This is a genomic window from Nocardiopsis ganjiahuensis DSM 45031 (genome assembly GCF_000341085.1).
GTDB classification, from domain to species: domain Bacteria; phylum Actinomycetota; class Actinomycetes; order Streptosporangiales; family Streptosporangiaceae; genus Nocardiopsis; species Nocardiopsis ganjiahuensis.
In genome coordinates, this window is the sequence record NZ_ANBA01000015.1 from 24,983 (window position 1) to 39,411 (window position 14,429).

The 14,429-nt window shown below is 71.6% G+C and carries 14 protein-coding genes; 9 read left to right on the forward strand and 5 right to left on the reverse strand.

The genetic code is table 11. The features are described 5' to 3' along the window. The first annotated feature begins 126 nt into the window (after positions 1-126). Both map (D458_RS0121610) and D458_RS33960 read left to right on the forward strand, forming a co-directional pair. The gene (map, locus tag D458_RS0121610) at positions 127-978 is read left to right on the forward strand and encodes a type I methionyl aminopeptidase (RefSeq protein WP_239648033.1); all 852 of its coding nucleotides are present in this window, start codon (positions 127-129) and stop codon (positions 976-978) included. Positions 979-1,342: 364 nt separating this feature from the next. Next, positions 1,343-2,158 (forward strand): HEAT repeat domain-containing protein, encoded by an 816-nt coding sequence (locus D458_RS33960; protein WP_017588828.1) that lies wholly within the window; start codon positions 1,343-1,345, stop codon positions 2,156-2,158. Positions 2,159-2,278: 120 nt separating this feature from the next. Here D458_RS33960 and D458_RS0121620 read toward each other — a convergent pair whose 3' ends face one another. Further along, positions 2,279-2,647: a hypothetical protein gene (locus D458_RS0121620; RefSeq protein ID WP_017588829.1), complete on the reverse strand. Its 369-nt coding sequence runs from the start codon at positions 2,645-2,647 to the stop codon at positions 2,279-2,281. 94 nt (positions 2,648-2,741) lie between these two features. Here D458_RS0121620 and D458_RS33965 point away from each other — a divergent pair, with 94 nt between their 5' ends. The 4 genes from D458_RS33965 (at position 2,742) to D458_RS0121640 (ending at position 6,991) form a co-directional block, all read left to right on the forward strand. Continuing rightward, positions 2,742-3,185 carry a MarR family winged helix-turn-helix transcriptional regulator gene (locus tag D458_RS33965; protein ID WP_017588830.1) on the forward strand — a complete coding sequence of 148 codons (444 nt, stop codon included), beginning with the start codon at positions 2,742-2,744 and terminating at the stop codon, positions 3,183-3,185. 154 nt (positions 3,186-3,339) lie between these two features. Beyond that, a complete protein-coding gene (locus D458_RS0121630) occupies positions 3,340-4,173 on the forward strand; it encodes a M55 family metallopeptidase (RefSeq protein ID WP_017588831.1) in 834 nt (277 codons plus the stop codon). Positions 4,174-4,504: 331 nt separating this feature from the next. Further along, the gene (locus D458_RS0121635; protein ID WP_017588832.1) at positions 4,505-5,896 is read left to right on the forward strand and encodes a M20/M25/M40 family metallo-hydrolase; all 1,392 of its coding nucleotides are present in this window, start codon (positions 4,505-4,507) and stop codon (positions 5,894-5,896) included. A gap of 51 nt (positions 5,897-5,947) precedes the next feature. After that, positions 5,948-6,991, forward strand: coding sequence for a S66 peptidase family protein (locus D458_RS0121640; protein ID WP_017588833.1), 1,044 nt, complete (start codon positions 5,948-5,950; stop codon positions 6,989-6,991). Positions 6,992-7,028: 37 nt separating this feature from the next. Here D458_RS0121640 and D458_RS0121645 read toward each other — a convergent pair whose 3' ends face one another. Both D458_RS0121645 and map (D458_RS0121650) read right to left on the reverse strand, forming a co-directional pair. Continuing rightward, on the reverse strand, positions 7,029-8,090 hold the full coding sequence (locus tag D458_RS0121645; RefSeq protein ID WP_017588834.1) for a potassium channel family protein: 1,062 nt from the start codon (positions 8,088-8,090) through the stop codon (positions 7,029-7,031). A gap of 284 nt (positions 8,091-8,374) precedes the next feature. Continuing rightward, on the reverse strand, positions 8,375-9,142 hold the full coding sequence (gene map, locus D458_RS0121650; RefSeq protein ID WP_017588835.1) for a type I methionyl aminopeptidase: 768 nt from the start codon (positions 9,140-9,142) through the stop codon (positions 8,375-8,377). 159 nt (positions 9,143-9,301) lie between these two features. On the opposite strand from map (D458_RS0121650), the gene D458_RS0121655 reads away from it, so the two are divergent. The 3 genes from D458_RS0121655 (at position 9,302) to D458_RS0121665 (ending at position 12,495) form a co-directional block, all read left to right on the forward strand. Further along, a complete protein-coding gene (locus D458_RS0121655; RefSeq protein ID WP_017588836.1) occupies positions 9,302-9,613 on the forward strand; it encodes a helix-turn-helix domain-containing protein in 312 nt (103 codons plus the stop codon). A gap of 199 nt (positions 9,614-9,812) precedes the next feature. Continuing rightward, positions 9,813-11,807, forward strand: a complete 1,995-nt coding sequence (locus tag D458_RS0121660) for an acyl-CoA dehydrogenase family protein (RefSeq protein ID WP_017588837.1) — start codon at positions 9,813-9,815, stop codon at positions 11,805-11,807. A 70-nt stretch (positions 11,808-11,877) separates the two neighbouring features. Continuing rightward, a complete protein-coding gene (locus D458_RS0121665) occupies positions 11,878-12,495 on the forward strand; it encodes a PadR family transcriptional regulator (protein ID WP_017588838.1) in 618 nt (205 codons plus the stop codon). A 26-nt stretch (positions 12,496-12,521) separates the two neighbouring features. Here D458_RS0121665 and D458_RS0121670 read toward each other — a convergent pair whose 3' ends face one another. Continuing rightward, positions 12,522-13,409, reverse strand: a complete 888-nt coding sequence (locus tag D458_RS0121670) for an ABC transporter permease (protein ID WP_017588839.1) — start codon at positions 13,407-13,409, stop codon at positions 12,522-12,524. Further along, entirely contained in the window at positions 13,406-14,374 is a 969-nt protein-coding gene (locus tag D458_RS0121675) for a daunorubicin resistance protein DrrA family ABC transporter ATP-binding protein (RefSeq protein ID WP_017588840.1), read from the reverse strand. The genes D458_RS0121670 and D458_RS0121675 overlap by 4 nt, the downstream gene beginning before the upstream one ends. Between the last annotated feature and the right edge of the window lie 55 nt (positions 14,375-14,429).

The window sequence follows — 14,429 nt, forward strand, 5'->3', positions numbered from 1 at the left end:
CCGAACCACCTCTCGTCGTTCCAGGTACGTGGGGCACCTACCCGAACCTGGGGCGCTCCTCACACCCGCGCCGGAAGGGCTGTGGCCCGGCCGGGAGGGTGTGCCCACGAACTACAATCAGTGTCCATGACTACTCCGCTGGTTCCTGGGCGCATCTCGCCACAACGTTCGGTCCCCTCGCACATCGTCCGGCCGGAGTACGTGGGGCAGAAGCGCCCGGTGGAGGGTGTGCTCGGGGACGTCCAGACGCCGGAGACCATCGAGAAGATCCGTGTGGCGGGCCGCATCGCCGCTCAGGCCCTCGAAGAGGTCGGCAAGAACGTCCAGCCCGGGGTGACCACGGACGAGCTGGACCGGATCGGCCACGAGTTCCTGCTGGACCACGGCGCCTACCCGAGCACCCTGGGGTACAAGGGCTACCCGAAGTCGCTGTGCTCCTCGCTCAACGAGGTCATCTGCCACGGCATCCCCGACGACACGGTGGTCCGCGACGGCGACATCGTCAACATCGACATCACCGCGTACAAGGACGGCGTGCACGGCGACACCAACGCCACGTTCCTGTCGGGTGACGTCTCCGAGGAGAACCGCCTCCTCGTCGAGCGCACCCACGAGGCCACCATGCGCGCCATCAAGGCCTGCCGCCCCGGGCGTCAGATCAACGTGATCGGCCGGGTCATCGAGTCCTACGCCAAGCGCTTCGGCTACGGCGTGGTCCGTGACTTCACCGGCCACGGCGTGGGCCCCGAGTTCCACTCCGGGCTGGTCGTCCCGCACTACGACGACCCGCGCGCCACCACCGTCATGGAACCGGGCATGACCTTCACGATCGAGCCCATGATCACCCTGGGCGACGTGGAGTACGACATGTGGGACGACGGCTGGACCGCTGTCACCGCCGACCGCAAGTGGACGGCGCAGTTCGAGCACACCCTGGTCATCACCGACTCCGGCGCGGAGATCCTCACGCTGCCCTAGCACACGAAGCCTCGAAAGGACCCCGGATGTCGCCAGACCCGGGGTCCTTCGCCTGTCCGGGGTCCGACCGCGCCGAAGGAACCTCGCCGGACGGGATTCGACCAACTGGGAACCGGGGTATCCCTCCTTCGGCGACCCCGGGTGGGCCGCCATCGTGCCCGGGTGACCGGTTGAGCGCTTGAAACATCAGCGAACCAGGGCCTCGGCCGCCGACAGGCGCCGGGGCCCTCACGCGTGCGGTCGCTATGAAGCAGGTTCGAACCAGGTTGGGAAAACCCCTGCACAGAGTCCGCACTTCCGGATTGACTGATCCCTGGCACCAACAACCGACTGTAACGACCGATCGACACACAGGAACCAAGCCATGGCGATGTTCGTCCACCTGACCCCCCGCGCCAACATCTCCCGCGTCCGCAGGTCCGGTGTACGCACCACCATGGGAAGCGAGGGCATCCGCGGGGTGTTCTGCTTCCCCGTACTGCCCTCCTACACCGTGACTCACCAGTGGCTGCGCGAACTGGCCCGCCACCACGGACCGCGAGGGCTTGTCGGCGTCTACCTGAGGCTGCCCGACGACGAGCCGGTCACCGTCGGCCACTACAACGACAGCGACGGCCCGCGGCGGGTGAGCGCCGCCGAGGCCGTGCGTGTGGTCGCCGGTCTGGACGACCCGCGCGGCTGGGAGGTCTTCGTACCCCGCAAGGTGCCCAGAAGCGAGGTGCACCGCATCCGCGAGGTCCGCCAGATCACCGGCTGGCGCTACTTCCCCGACGCCCACGGCACCACCCCGTGCACCTGCCAGGGCTGCGTCGAACCCGGCGGCTACGGATCCCGGCGCTTGCTGGAACGGAACCCGCACCCCCTCGACGGTCCGCCGCCCCCGCCCCGGGTCCTGCTGGAGCGCATCGCCGAAGCCTCCGACCGGGGCGACACGATGGCGCTGCGCGAGGCCCTGTCCTGGCTCGGCCACCGCCGCCGCGGCCCCCTCGATCGGGTCACGGCCCTGTCCGGCCACCCCGAACCCCTCGTACGCACCACCCTGGCCGAAGCGATCACCCCTTGGAGCACTCCCGGGGTGGACACTCTCCTGGCCCGCCTGGCCGAGGACACCGACCCGAAGGTCCGCGAGGCCGCGACCCTGGCCATCGAAACCCGCTCCACCCACCCCGGGACCACCTGAACCCGTCCCCGCACCTGCGGGAAGCAGACCGTGGCCGCCTTCGATCCGGTGCCCGCCGTGGGGCCCTCCCCGCGGGTGCGGGGAGCAGAGCGGCACCGGCGGAGGCGCCCCGCTGAGGCCCTAGGAACCGGCGGCTGGGGCGTCCGCGCGGGAACTCCCGCCCGTCTGTGGGCGGCTCACGGCCAGGACAAGGGCGAAGGCCGCGCAGGTGATCGCTCCCAGCAGGCTGACCGCGCCCAGCTCTCCTCTCACCGCGTAGGACGAGACCGAGGTCATCAGGACCCCCGCGCTCAGGCCGAAGGCGAAGAGCAGCGCCGCTCTGGCGTACCGGACCGGCATGAGGGCGGCCGCGACCAGCGCCGCACAGAGCACCAGGTCAGGGACCAGAAAAAGGTTCTCGGCATGCCAGGAGTCGTGGAGGAAGAGGTACACGAAGGTCGCGACGCCGATGACGGCGGCGACCACGCGCGCCAGGAGGAGCAGGTTCATGGAGGACATCCTTCTGAGAGCTGATTGTCAGTACTACTGATGATCAGGCTAGGGGAAGATCAGCACTACTCCAAGAGGCATCTACACTCTCCTCATGACCAGCAGCGCGCGGATCGAGATCGCGGACTTCACCGGATACCTGCTCCACCGGTTGGGCAACGACACGACGCGGGTGATCGAGCGCGCCCTGGAGCCCACGGGGCTGCGGGCCCGGGAGGTCCGCGTCCTGGGCTTTCTGTCCGGGGAACCCCTCTCGCAGAGTGCTCTGTGCGAGATCAGCGGGCTGGACCGCACGACGATGGTGGCGGTGGTCGACCGGTTGGAGGAGCGGGGGCTGGCCGAGCGCCGACGGGACCCGGCGGACCGTCGGCGCCAGGCGGTCACACGGACGGCCGGGGGCGAGCGGACCTTCAGGAAGGCCGCCGACCTGCTGCTGAGCGCCGAGGACGACTACCTCGCCCCGCTGGACGAGGGCGAGCGGGAGACCCTGCGCCTGCTGCTGCGCAGGCTCTACCGATCGCGCACCCTGGACTGTTAGCGGACCATGGAGGGCCCCGGAGGGTTTCGGGCAGGGCGGGGCGGGCGGGGGCTCGGCGCCCCCGAGTTCAAGGGGACCGCGAATCCTCCTCAGGCGCCACCCCGGGCCCTAAGTCTGTGGATAACCGGGGGCCGGCGGGGCTAGGGTCGGCGGAATGAAGATCCTCATCTCCGCGGACATGGAGGGCGCCACCGGTGTCACCTGGCCCGCTGACTGCGAGCCCGGCACCGAGCAGTGGCAGCGCTGCCGCACCATGTTCACGAGCGACGTCAACGCCGCCATCGGCGGGCTCTTCGAGGGCGGTGCCACCGAGGTACTGGTCAACGAGGCCCACTCCACCATGCGCAACCTCCTGTTGGAGGAGCTGGACGAGCGGGCCACGATGATCACCGGCCGCCACAAGGAGCTCTCCATGGTGGAGGGCGTCCAGACCGGTGACGTGGACGGGATCGTCTTCCTGGGCTACCACTGCGGCGCCGGGGAGGACGGCGTGCTCGCGCACACCTACCTGCCCAACGCCATCACCGGGGTCTGGCTGGACGGCCGGCCCGCGAGCGAGGGCTACCTCAACGCGGCGGTGGTCGCCGAGTACGGCACCCCCGTGATCCTGGTGACCGGCGACGACCGGGCCTGTGAGGACGCCGAATCCTACGCCCCGTTCGCGCGGACGGTGGCGGTCAAGGACCACGTGAGCCGGTACGCGGCGCGCTGTCGGCCGCCCGCGCGGACGGCGGCGGACATCCGCGAGGCCGCGGAGAAGGCCATGACGCTCGCCGGGCGCCTGGACCCGGCCGAACCGACGGCCAAGGGCATGGAGATCGAGGTCGACTCCGCCCAGCTCGCGCAGGCCGCCGCGGTCGTTCCGGGCGTGACGCGTACGGGTGCGCGGCGGGTCCGGTACACGTCACCGGACGCCTACGAGATGATCCGTGCGTTCAAAGCAGTCTGTACCCTGATCTCCAACGCCATGGAGAAGGACTACGGCTGAGCGCCGTCCCCTGATTCCCCCGGCAGTCACCCCCACGGCACCGGGCCCTCCCCGGACCTCCCCGGTCCGGCCACGGCCCGGTTCCCCCGCTTTCCGAACCGGCCCCTTCGCCGCGCCTGCGGGAAGTGGACCGCCTCGCGCGCGAGGTGTTCTCTCCCCTTCCGGCGCAACGCCGGGACACCCCCGGGGGAACCGGTGGAACTACCGGTAGAACTGTGGCGGTGACCAGCGCCGAACCACATGGGCCGACCGTGTGTCCGACGTGAGCAAGAACCCCGACCGTGCTGCACCACCCCAGGCGCACACCCCTGCTGAGAGCGAGGCCGAGCCCGTGGGCCACACCAACACCTCCCTTCCCGACAGCGCCCGTGAGGACGCCCTGGTCGAGGCCGGCGAGGACGCCGTCCGCCTCACCCGCGAGCTGATCCGACGGGACTCCACCAACCACGGCAAGGGCGAGGGCGACGAGCGCGCCGCCGCCGAGTTCATCGCCGAGGCGCTCGGGACCACCGGGCTCTCCCCCGTGGTCCTGGAGTCCGCCGACCGCCGCGCCAACGTGGTCGTGCGCATCCCCGGCACCGACCCGGACGCGGACGCGCTCCTGGTCCACGGCCACCTGGACGTGGTCCCCGCCGACCCCCACGACTGGACCTTCCCGCCCTTCGCCGGCGAGATCGCCGACTGCCCGGTCACCGGAGTGCCCTCCCTGTGGGGGCGCGGCGCCGTGGACATGAAGAACACCATCGGCATGGTCACCGCCGTGGTCCGCCACTGGTCCGAGCTGGGCCTGCGCCCCCGCCGTGACATCGTGCTGGCGTTCGTCGCCGACGAGGAGGACAGCGCCGCCTACGGTGCCGACTACCTCGTGCGCGGCCACGCCGACCTGTTCGAGGGCTGCACGGTGGCGATCGGCGAGGGCGGCGGCCACACCGTCCACGCCACCACCTCCTCCGGCGCCGCCGCCCGCCTGTACCCCATCGGTTCCGCCGAACGCGGCAGCGCGTGGCTGACCCTGCGTTCCCACGGAACGGCCGGGCACGGTTCCCGCCCGCCCCGGGACAACGCGGTGGGCGAGCTGGCCGCCGCCGTGGCGCGGATCGACCAGCACAGGTGGCCGCTGCACCTGACCCCGGTCACCCGGGCCGCCATCGACTCCATCGCCCAGGCGCTGGAGATCGAGCGCGGCGCCGGCGACACCGGCACCAACGAGGCCGTGGACGCCCTGGTCGCCCGGTTCGGCACCGCCGCGCCGCTGGTCGGCCCCACCGTGCGCAACAGCGCCGCGCCCACGATGCTCTCGGCCGGGTACAAGGTGAACGTGGTGCCGGGCGACGCCACCGCGGGGGTGGACGGCCGTGTCCTGCCCGGCGGACAGGACCAGTTCGTGGAAACCATGAACACGCTGACCGGTGATCGTGTGGAGTGGGAGTACGCGCACAGTTCGCCGCCGGTGGCCGCTCCGGTGGACTCCCCCGCCTTCGACGCGCTGCGCGCCGCGATCCTCGCCCACGACCCCGACGGCCTGGTGGTCCCGGTCTGCCTGGGCGGGGGGACGGACGCGAAGGTGTTCTCACGGCTGGGGATCGACTGTTACGGCTTCTCCCCCATGCGTATGCCGGCGGGTATCGACTACCCGAGCCTGCTGCACGGGGTGGACGAGCGGGTGCCGTTGGAAGGGCTGCGGTTCGGGGTCAGGGTGCTGGACAGCTTCCTGCGCAGCTGAACCCTGGCCGGGGCGGGCCGCGCGGCCGGTGTGAGGGAACGACGACAGGGATTGGGGACCAACGTGGGTGAGTCGGTGACCGAGGTGCGCAACGATCGGGACGGGGTCCTCGGATCCCTGGAGGGCACTCCCCCGGTTCCGGAACGGCACCCGGACCTGCGGGCGGCCCGGGCGCTGACCCGGCCGCCGAGGCTGCGGGAGGGCGACCGGGTGCGTCTGGTCGCCCCTTGCAGCCCGGTCCCGGACGCGCAGCTGGACGCGGCCGTGGAGGTCCTCGAGAGGTGGGGCCTGGAGGTCGAACTGGCCCCGCACGTGCGCGACCGCCATCCGCTCCTGCCCTACCTCGCCGGGTCCGACCGGGACCGCGCCGCCGACCTGCAGGAGGCCTGGTGCGACCCGGACGTGCGCGCGGTGTTCTGCGCGCGGGGCGGTGACGGAGCGCACCGGATGCTGGACCTGCTGGACTTCGACGCGATGCGCCGGGCCGCTCCCAAGGCACTGATCGGGTTCAGCGACATCACCGCGCTGCACGAGGCGTTCGCGGTGGAGCTGGGCATGGCGACCGTGCACGGACCGGTGGTCGGGACCCGTTACTTCGTGGGTGACGAGGTGGCCCAGCGGGAGTTGCACACCACCCTGTTCACCCCTGAACAGCGCACCGTACTCACCTCACCGGGCGCGCACGCCCTGGTGCCGGGGCGCGCGGAGGGAGTGACCTTCGGCGGGAACCTGAGTCTGCTCAACGACGGGCTCGCCACTCCGCACAGCCGGCTGTCGGCGCTGGGCGGCATCCTGATCCTGGAGGACATCAACGAGGACGCGGCCCGGATCGACCGGATGCTGACCCATCTGGTGCGGACCGGCTGGTTGGACGGCGTGGCCGGGATCGCTCTGGGGACGTGGACGGACTGTCCCCCTGACCTCGGAGCCGTCTCCGACCTGATGCGAGACCGCCTCGGCTCCTTGGGGGTGCCCGTGCTGTGGGGGCTGGAGTTCGGCCACTGCGCCGCGCAGCTCACCGTGCCGTTGGGTGTTCCGGCCGTGCTGGACGCCGAGGGCGGGAGCCTGGAGCTGGCCGTCCCCGGGCTGGAGTGACCGAGCGGGGTTCAAGCGCCGCGGCCCTCGCACGGCCTCACCCGCTGTCCCAGCGGTGGGCGGGCGGCCGGGTGTGCGACCAGCGGTGGAGGCCTTCGAGGAAGACACGGCAGCGGTACACCGTCTGCTCGGCCTCGGAGCGCCTCCCCTGCCGGTCCGGTTCTCCCAGGTGTTCGGACAGCAGGCGTTCCACCCGTTCGACGGCCCGGCGGTCCTCCTCCGTGGGCCGCGGGTGGGACAGTGCGCGCCGCGTCCCGTGCCCCAGGTAGGTCTCGGCGACCGTGCCCTGCAGCCGGCTCAGCGCCCAGGCCAGTGTCTGGGCCGAGGCCCGCAGGGAGGGGTCGTGCCGGCTCGCGAGCAGCGCGGCCACCGTGCTCTCCCCCATGTGGCGCAGGGCCGTCTCGGGGTCGTACTCCTTCCTCTTCGACCGGTAGGTGAAGGCGACCAACGGGTAGCGGTGCACCATCTCGTCGACCTCGCGCAGGTGTTCCGCCCAGCGACGCCACTGCGCGCGGGTTTCGGACGCACCGGTGTCGGCCAGGGAGTCGATGACGGCGGTGATCCCGTCCCGGTCCTGGATCTCGTCGTGGACGGCCAGGGAGAAACGGTTGCGGACGGCGACCCCGCCGACGACCTCGATGGCGTAGGTGGCGATGCTGGTGAACAGGGTGAAGCCGACGGCTGCCCCCGCCACCGAGACCAGCTGTCCTTCGGCGGAGAGCGGGGTGAGTTCGCCGTAGCCGAGCACCGTGACCGTGCCCGCCGTGAAGTAGAGGGCGTCGAGGAAGGTGAGCGGGTGGAGGTCGGCCTCGATCTGGAACTCCCCCGGCAGCATCGGCCACACGGCCAGGGAGAGGGCGAGTGTCAGCAGGGTCAGCCACGCCAGGAAGGTCGTCATCAGGATCAACGGGCCGGCGAGGCCGAGGAGTGACTGGCCCGGGAAGGGGAAGCGCGTGCTGAGCCACGCGGCGGGACGCCAGACGGACCGGCGGACGACCATCGCGATCGCCCCTTCGGCGTCCGGATGGAGCACCGTCACCGCGGCGTCGCAGACGATCAGCACCGCCAGGACGATTCCGACAATCGAGATGATGGCCATACCGGCTCTGCTACCCGCCTCGTGGCACGGGATGCGCGCGGCCGCCGAGTGACGGCCACCGTGTCCCGGCCTCGCCATGGCACGGCCAGGGCGGTGCCGGGACAGCGGCGAACCTGGCCCGCCCGCACGCTCCACGGGCGGGACAGCGTTCCGGAGCCGCGTCCGCAGCGCCGTTTCGGTTCCCATTGTTCAGCAACCCCCACCTCCGTGTACGGGAGTTGCGGACATTCACCGGCCCAATTTTGTTCATCCTTAATCAGGGGTGAGCTCTCGTCCGCCTTCCGTCACGGGAGGGTGAGGACCACCGGCCCGTCCTCGGTGACGGCGACCGTGTGCTCGCAGTGCGCGGCCCTGGTGCCGTCGTCGCTGAGGACCGTCCAACCGTCGTCGCCGTGGGCGTAGCCGTCGGAACCGCCGCGCACGAGCTGGGGTTCGATGGCGATGACCAGTCCCGGACGGAGCTTGAACCCCCGGCCGGGACGTCCGTCGTTGGGCACGTCGGGGGCTTCGTGCATGGTGCGGCCGATGCCGTGCCCGCAGTGGTCGGCGGTGAGCCCGTAACCGGCGGCGCGTGCCTCGACGGCGATGGCGTGCCCGATGTCGCCCACACGGTTCTCCGGGCGGGCGGCCGCGATGCCCCGGGCCAGCGCGGCCTCGGTGTCGGCGATGAGGGCGAGGTCGGCGGGGTCGGCCCCACCCACCACGAAGCTGATCGCCGAGTCTCCGGACCAGCCGCGCAGCCGGGCCCCGCAGTCCACGCTGACCAGGTCGCCGTCGGCCAGGACCCGTTCGCCGGGGAGCCCGTGGACGATCTCGTCGTTGACGCTGATGCAGGTCACACCGGGGAAGGGCATGGGCGCCCAGGCCGGGTGGTAGCCCAGGAAGAGCGGTTCGGCACCCGCCTCGGAGATGACCTCGGCGGCGGCGCGGTCGAGCTCGGCGGTGGTGCGGCCGGGCTCGGCGAGGTCGCGTGCGGCGGCCAGGGCGTGGGCGACGACACGGCCGGCCTCACGCATGAGGGCGATCTCGGCGGGGGTCTTGATCTCGACCATGGGGCAACTCTTTCCGGGGTGGTGTGTTCCTGAGCGCGGGGTTTCCCGACGCCGTGTTACTCGAGGCTGTGTTCAGCGAGGCTGCGTTCGCCGCCAGGGCGAGGATAACTATACCGGTATTACTATACGACTCCGGTGGTGGCGGGATACACTCACCGCATGGTTCGAGAACCGCTGACCGAAGAGCAGATCGAACGCGGCCGTGCCCTCGGCGCCCTCCTGCGCCAGGCCCGTGCCGACCGCACGATGGTGGACGTCGCCCGCGCCTCGGGGATCTCCGTGGAGACCCTCCGCAAGATCGAGGGCGGCCGTATCCCCACCCCCGCCTTCTTCACCGTCGCGGCCGTCGCCGCCACCCTGGACCTGTCCCTGGACGCCCTCCTCGCCCGGATCGACTCCGCGGACGCGCCCGCCCCGGTCGCCGCCACCCTCGGCCCGGCCCTCCTGCGCCCGCGCGGCATCGCCGTCTGACCCGGAGCCGCCGCTCACGTCCGCACCCGCCCGGACAGCCCCGCCCCGAACCCACTGCTCCGGTGGCCGGCCGCGCCCCCTGGCGGCCACCCCCTACCGTGGGAGTCACACCCGCGGCCCGGGCGTGTTCACGGCCGCCCGCCCGCGCGGAGTGGTAACCACGTGAAGGTCGCGTCAACGACGACCACAGGGGGAGCACATGAGCGATCAGGCACTGCTGAAGCTGGACGAGGCCGAACTACGCGGCCTGCTCGACGGACGGTGGGCCCACGTGCGCGAACGCGCCCGCGACCTCATCCAGGGCGAGCGGTTCGCCCCGGTGTACGGCCTGTCCGTGGAGGAGCACCGCGCCCGCACCCTCGAACAGCTCATGGCGCTGGCCGAGACCGGCGTGGCCGCCTACGGCTTTCCCGAGTCCGTGGGCGGCAGCGACGACATCGGCGGCTCGGTGGTGGCCTTCGAGATGCTCGTCGCGGACATGTCGCTCATGGTGAAGATGGGTGTGCAGTTCGGTCTGTTCGGCGGGGCCATCCGCGCCCTGGGCACCGAGGACCACCACCAGAGGTACCTGCCCGACGTGATGAGCGTGGCACTGCCCGGCTGCTTCGCGATGACCGAGACCGGCCACGGCTCGGACGTGCAGAGTCTGGGCACCACCGCCACCTACGACCCGGACACCGAGGAGTTCGTGGTCCGCACCCCTGACGAGCACGCGCGCAAGGACTACATCGGCAACGCCGCCCGCGACGGCCGTACGGCGGTGGTCTTCGCCCAGCTGCGCACCCCCGGCCGCGACGGCGGGCTCGTCGAACACGGCGTGCACGCGCTGATGGTGCCCATCCGGGACAAGAAGGGCAGGCCGATGCCCGGGGTGACCATCGAGGACTGCGGCCCCAAGGCGGGGCTGAACGGGGTCGACAACGGCCGCCTGTGGTTCGACGGCGTGCGGGTGCCCCGCACCGACCTGCTCAACCGGTACGGCGACGTGGCCGCCGACGGCACCTACTCCAGCCCCATCGAGAACCCCAACCGGCGCTTCTTCACCATGCTGGGCACCCTCATCCGCGGCCGCATCAGCGTGGCCGGGGGCGCGGGCACCGCGACCAAGGCCTCGCTGGCCATCGCGATCCGCTACGCCGACACCCGCCGCCAGTTCACCCGCCCGGCCACGGACACCCAGCCGGAGCAGGAGGTGCGGATCCTGGACTACCTCGCCCACCAGCGCAAGCTCCTGCCCGCGCTGGCCCGCACCTACGGGCTGCACTTCGCCCAGGAGGAACTGGTCACCCGCCTGCACGAGCTGTCCAAGTCCGATGAGCGCGACGAACACGCCCAGCGCGAACTGGAGTCGCGCGCGGCCGGGCTCAAGGCGATCGCCACCTGGCACGCCACCGAGACCATCCAGACCTGCCGCGAGGCCTGCGGCGGCTCCGGGTACCTCTCGGAGAACCGGATCCCGCAGCTCAAGGCCGACTCGGACATCTTCACCACCTTCGAGGGCGACAACACCGTCCTGTTGCAGCAGCTCACCAAGGGTCTGCTCACCAACTTCAAGGACTCCTTCGGGGACCTGGACCAACTGGGCCTGGCCAGGTTCATGGCGGGCAAGGTGTTCGAGACCGTCATCGAGCGCACCGCGGCCATCCCGCTGATCGACCGGCTGATCGCCGCGGCGCCCGGTCGCGGCGAGGAGGCCAGCCTGTACAACCGGGGCTGGCAGTTGGAGCTGCTGGAGGACCGCGAGAAGCACGTCATCGAGGGTCTCGCGGGGCGTCTGCGCCGCTCCGGCAAGGACGGCAGTGACGCCTTCGACGTGTTCAACCGGGCCCAGGACCACGTGCTCGCGGCGGGCCGGGCGCACATGGACCGGGTGGTGCTGGAGGCGTTCGTGGCGGGTATCGACCGCTGCGGCGACAAGTCCACGGCCAAGCTGCTCAACCGGCTGTGCGACCTGTACGTGATGTCGGTGGTCGAGGAGGACCGGGCCTGGTTCCTGGAGCACGAGCGCCTGTCCACCTCCCGCGCCAAGGCGGTCACCCAGGCCGTGAACGACCTCTGCCGAGGGCTGCGCCCGTACGCCGTCCAGCTGGTGGACGCCTTCGGCCTGCGCGACGAGTGGCTGGGCGCTCCGATCGCCCTGGGCGCGGAGGAGCGGCGCCAGGCCCAGCAGCAGGGAGCGGAGCAGGACGCCTGATCCCGTCCGCGGCCCCTCGCCCCGTATGCTCGTCAGAGTTGACCGGATACACGGGGTGAGGGGTGCGGGGATGTCGGCCATCCGTTTGCTGGTCCTGGGAGCGGTCCGGCTCCACGGGCGGGCACACGGCTACCAGATCCGCAACGACCTGGAGTCCTGGGGCGCGCACGAGTGGTCCAACGCCAAGCCGGGTTCGATCTACCACGCGCTCAAGCAGATGGCCAAACAGGGCCTGCTGATCGCGCACGAGGTGGCGCCGTCCACCGCAGGGGGCCCGCCCCGGACCGAGTACGAGGTCACCGAGCACGGCAACGAGAAGTACTTCTCCCTGCTGCGCAGCGCGCTGTCCGCGCACGAGGCCGATCAGGACGTGCTCGCCGCCGGGATCGGGTTCGCCGTGGACCTGCCCCGCCAGGAGGCCCTCGCCCTGCTGCGGCAGCGCCTGGCGGGCCTGGAGAGCTGGCGGACCGAGGTGGTCCGGTACTACGACCCCGAGCAGGGACCCGAGAAGATCGGGCACATCGGCGAGGTCATGGGCCTGTGGGTGCACAACTCCGAGTCCGAGGCGGTGTGGACCCGCGGCCTGATCGGCCGGATCGAGGGCGGCGCGTACACCTTCGCGGGCGAGGAGGGCGCCTCCCCCTTCGAGGGCGTGCTGGTGCCCGAGGACCCCGAGGCCCAGGACTGACCGTCCCCCGCCCGGGGACCGGTGGTTCAGCGGTTCAGCCTCCGGAAGCGGGCCGCTGCCGCAGGGCAGGCCACCGAGAGCAGGAGCAGCGGCCACAGCACCGCCAGGAGCACCGCGTTCTCGGTCGGCCAGGAGGTCCCCGCGGCCCCGGGGTTGCCGAACAGCTCGCGCACCGCCGTGGCGGTGGCCGAGAGCGGGTTCCACTCGGCGATCACGCGCAGCCAGCCCGGCATGGCCTCGGTCGAGGCGAAGGCGCTGGAGGTGAAGGCCACCGGCCACACCAGGATCTGCACCGCCGTCACCAGCTCCGGACGGCCCACGACCAGACCCAGCCAGATCCCGCACCACAGCATCGCGAAGCGCAGCAGGAGCAGCAGCCCCACCGCGGCCAGAGCGGCCGGGAAGGACCCGTTCCACTGCCAGCCGATGAGGAGCCCCGCACCGACCATGACCAGCAGGCCGGCCGCGGAGTCGAGCATGTCCGCGACACCGCGGCCGACCAGGAGCGCCGAGGGCGCCATGGGCATGGAACGGAACCGGTCGACCACGCCCCGCTCCAGGTCCCTGGAGATCGCGGTCATCGTGCCCTCCAGGCCGAAGGCCATGGTGACCACGAACATGCCCGGGACGAGGAACTCGGCGTAGTCGCCGCCGCCCGCCACGGTCATGCTGCCGCCGATGAACAGGGCGAACATGAGCAGCATCATGACAGGGAAGGCCAGGTTGACGAGGACCTGGCCGGGGTGCCGGGCCCAGCGCGAGAGTTCGCGCCGGGTCATGGTCCAGGAGTCGGCCAGCCACCAGCCGAACGCCGAGCCGGCGGCGGGCGGGGGCGGTGTGCGTACGGCGGGCGCGCCCGTGGGGCCCGGGTCCGTCGCGGCCGTGTCCACGGCTTTCGGGTTCGTGGCGGTCACTGCGGTACCTCTTCCTTCATGTCGCCGGTGAGGTGCATGAACACCTCGTCCAGGGTGGGGCGGCGGACCGAGACGTCCTCCGCCTCGACGCCGTGATCGTGCAGGGAGCGCACCAGGCGGTTGAGCGCGCTCATGCGGTCCGCGACCGGGGCGCTGATCCTGCGGGTGTCCGTGTCGGTCTCCACGCCCGCCGCGTCCCCGGTGATCCCGGCCAGGAGCTCGGCGACGCCCGCCAGCTGCCCGGCGTCGCGGACGACCACGTCGATCCGGTCCCCGCCCAGCTCCGCCTTGAGCTGGTCGGACGTGCCCTCGGCGATCACCCGGCCGTGGTCGAGGACCGAGATGCGGTCGGCGAGCTGGTCCGCCTCCTCCAGGTACTGGGTGGTGAGCAGCACGGTGGTGCCGCCGCCGACCAGCGATCGGACCGACTCCCACACCTCGGTGCGCCCTCGCGGGTCCAGTCCGGTGGTGGGCTCGTCCAGGAAGAGGACCTCCGGCTCCACGATGAGCGAGGCGGCCAGGTCCAGGCGGCGCCGCATCCCGCCGCTGTAGGTTCCGACGGCTCTGCGGCCGGTGTCCGCGATGCCGAACCGCTCCAGCAGCTCGTCCGCGCGGGCCGCGGCCCGGCGGCCGCCCAGGTGGTACAGGCGGCCGAACAGCTCCAGGTTCTGGCGCCCGGAGAGCTCCTCGTCCACCGCCGCGTGCTGGCCGAGCAGCCCGATCCGCCGCCGGACGTCCCGGGGGCGGTCCGTGACGTCGAACCCCGCCACCTCGGCGCGCCCCTCCCGCACCCTCAGCAGGGTGGCCAGGGTCCGCACCAGGGTGGTCTTGCCGGAGCCGTTGGGGCCCAGCACGGCGTGCACGCTGCCGCGCGCCACGGTCATGTCGAGTCCGTCGAGCGCCCTGGTGGATCCGTAGGTCCTGCGCAGTCCCTGCGCACGGATCGCCGGTCCGTTCCCGTTCATATCTCTCCTCTACTAAACAAATTTGACTACTTGGTCGGCGAAAGCCGACGCGAAC

What these genes read in the sequence shown, in the direction of transcription:
- map (WP_239648033.1), top strand. Translation starts at nt 127, where the DNA reads ATGACTACTCCGCTGGTTCCTGGGCGCATCTCGCCACAACGTTCGGTC.
- D458_RS33960 (WP_017588828.1), top strand. Translation starts at nt 1,343, where the DNA reads ATGGCGATGTTCGTCCACCTGACCCCCCGCGCCAACATCTCCCGCGTC.
- D458_RS0121620 (WP_017588829.1), bottom strand. Translation starts at nt 2,647, where the DNA reads ATGAACCTGCTCCTCCTGGCGCGCGTGGTCGCCGCCGTCATCGGCGTC.
- D458_RS33965 (WP_017588830.1), top strand. Translation starts at nt 2,742, where the DNA reads ATGACCAGCAGCGCGCGGATCGAGATCGCGGACTTCACCGGATACCTG.
- D458_RS0121630 (WP_017588831.1), top strand. Translation starts at nt 3,340, where the DNA reads ATGAAGATCCTCATCTCCGCGGACATGGAGGGCGCCACCGGTGTCACC.
- D458_RS0121645 (WP_017588834.1), bottom strand. Translation starts at nt 8,090, where the DNA reads ATGGCCATCATCTCGATTGTCGGAATCGTCCTGGCGGTGCTGATCGTC.
- map (WP_017588835.1), bottom strand. Translation starts at nt 9,142, where the DNA reads ATGGTCGAGATCAAGACCCCCGCCGAGATCGCCCTCATGCGTGAGGCC.
- D458_RS0121655 (WP_017588836.1), top strand. Translation starts at nt 9,302, where the DNA reads ATGGTTCGAGAACCGCTGACCGAAGAGCAGATCGAACGCGGCCGTGCC.
- D458_RS0121660 (WP_017588837.1), top strand. Translation starts at nt 9,813, where the DNA reads ATGAGCGATCAGGCACTGCTGAAGCTGGACGAGGCCGAACTACGCGGC.
- D458_RS0121665 (WP_017588838.1), top strand. Translation starts at nt 11,878, where the DNA reads ATGTCGGCCATCCGTTTGCTGGTCCTGGGAGCGGTCCGGCTCCACGGG.
- D458_RS0121675 (WP_017588840.1), bottom strand. Translation starts at nt 14,374, where the DNA reads ATGAACGGGAACGGACCGGCGATCCGTGCGCAGGGACTGCGCAGGACC.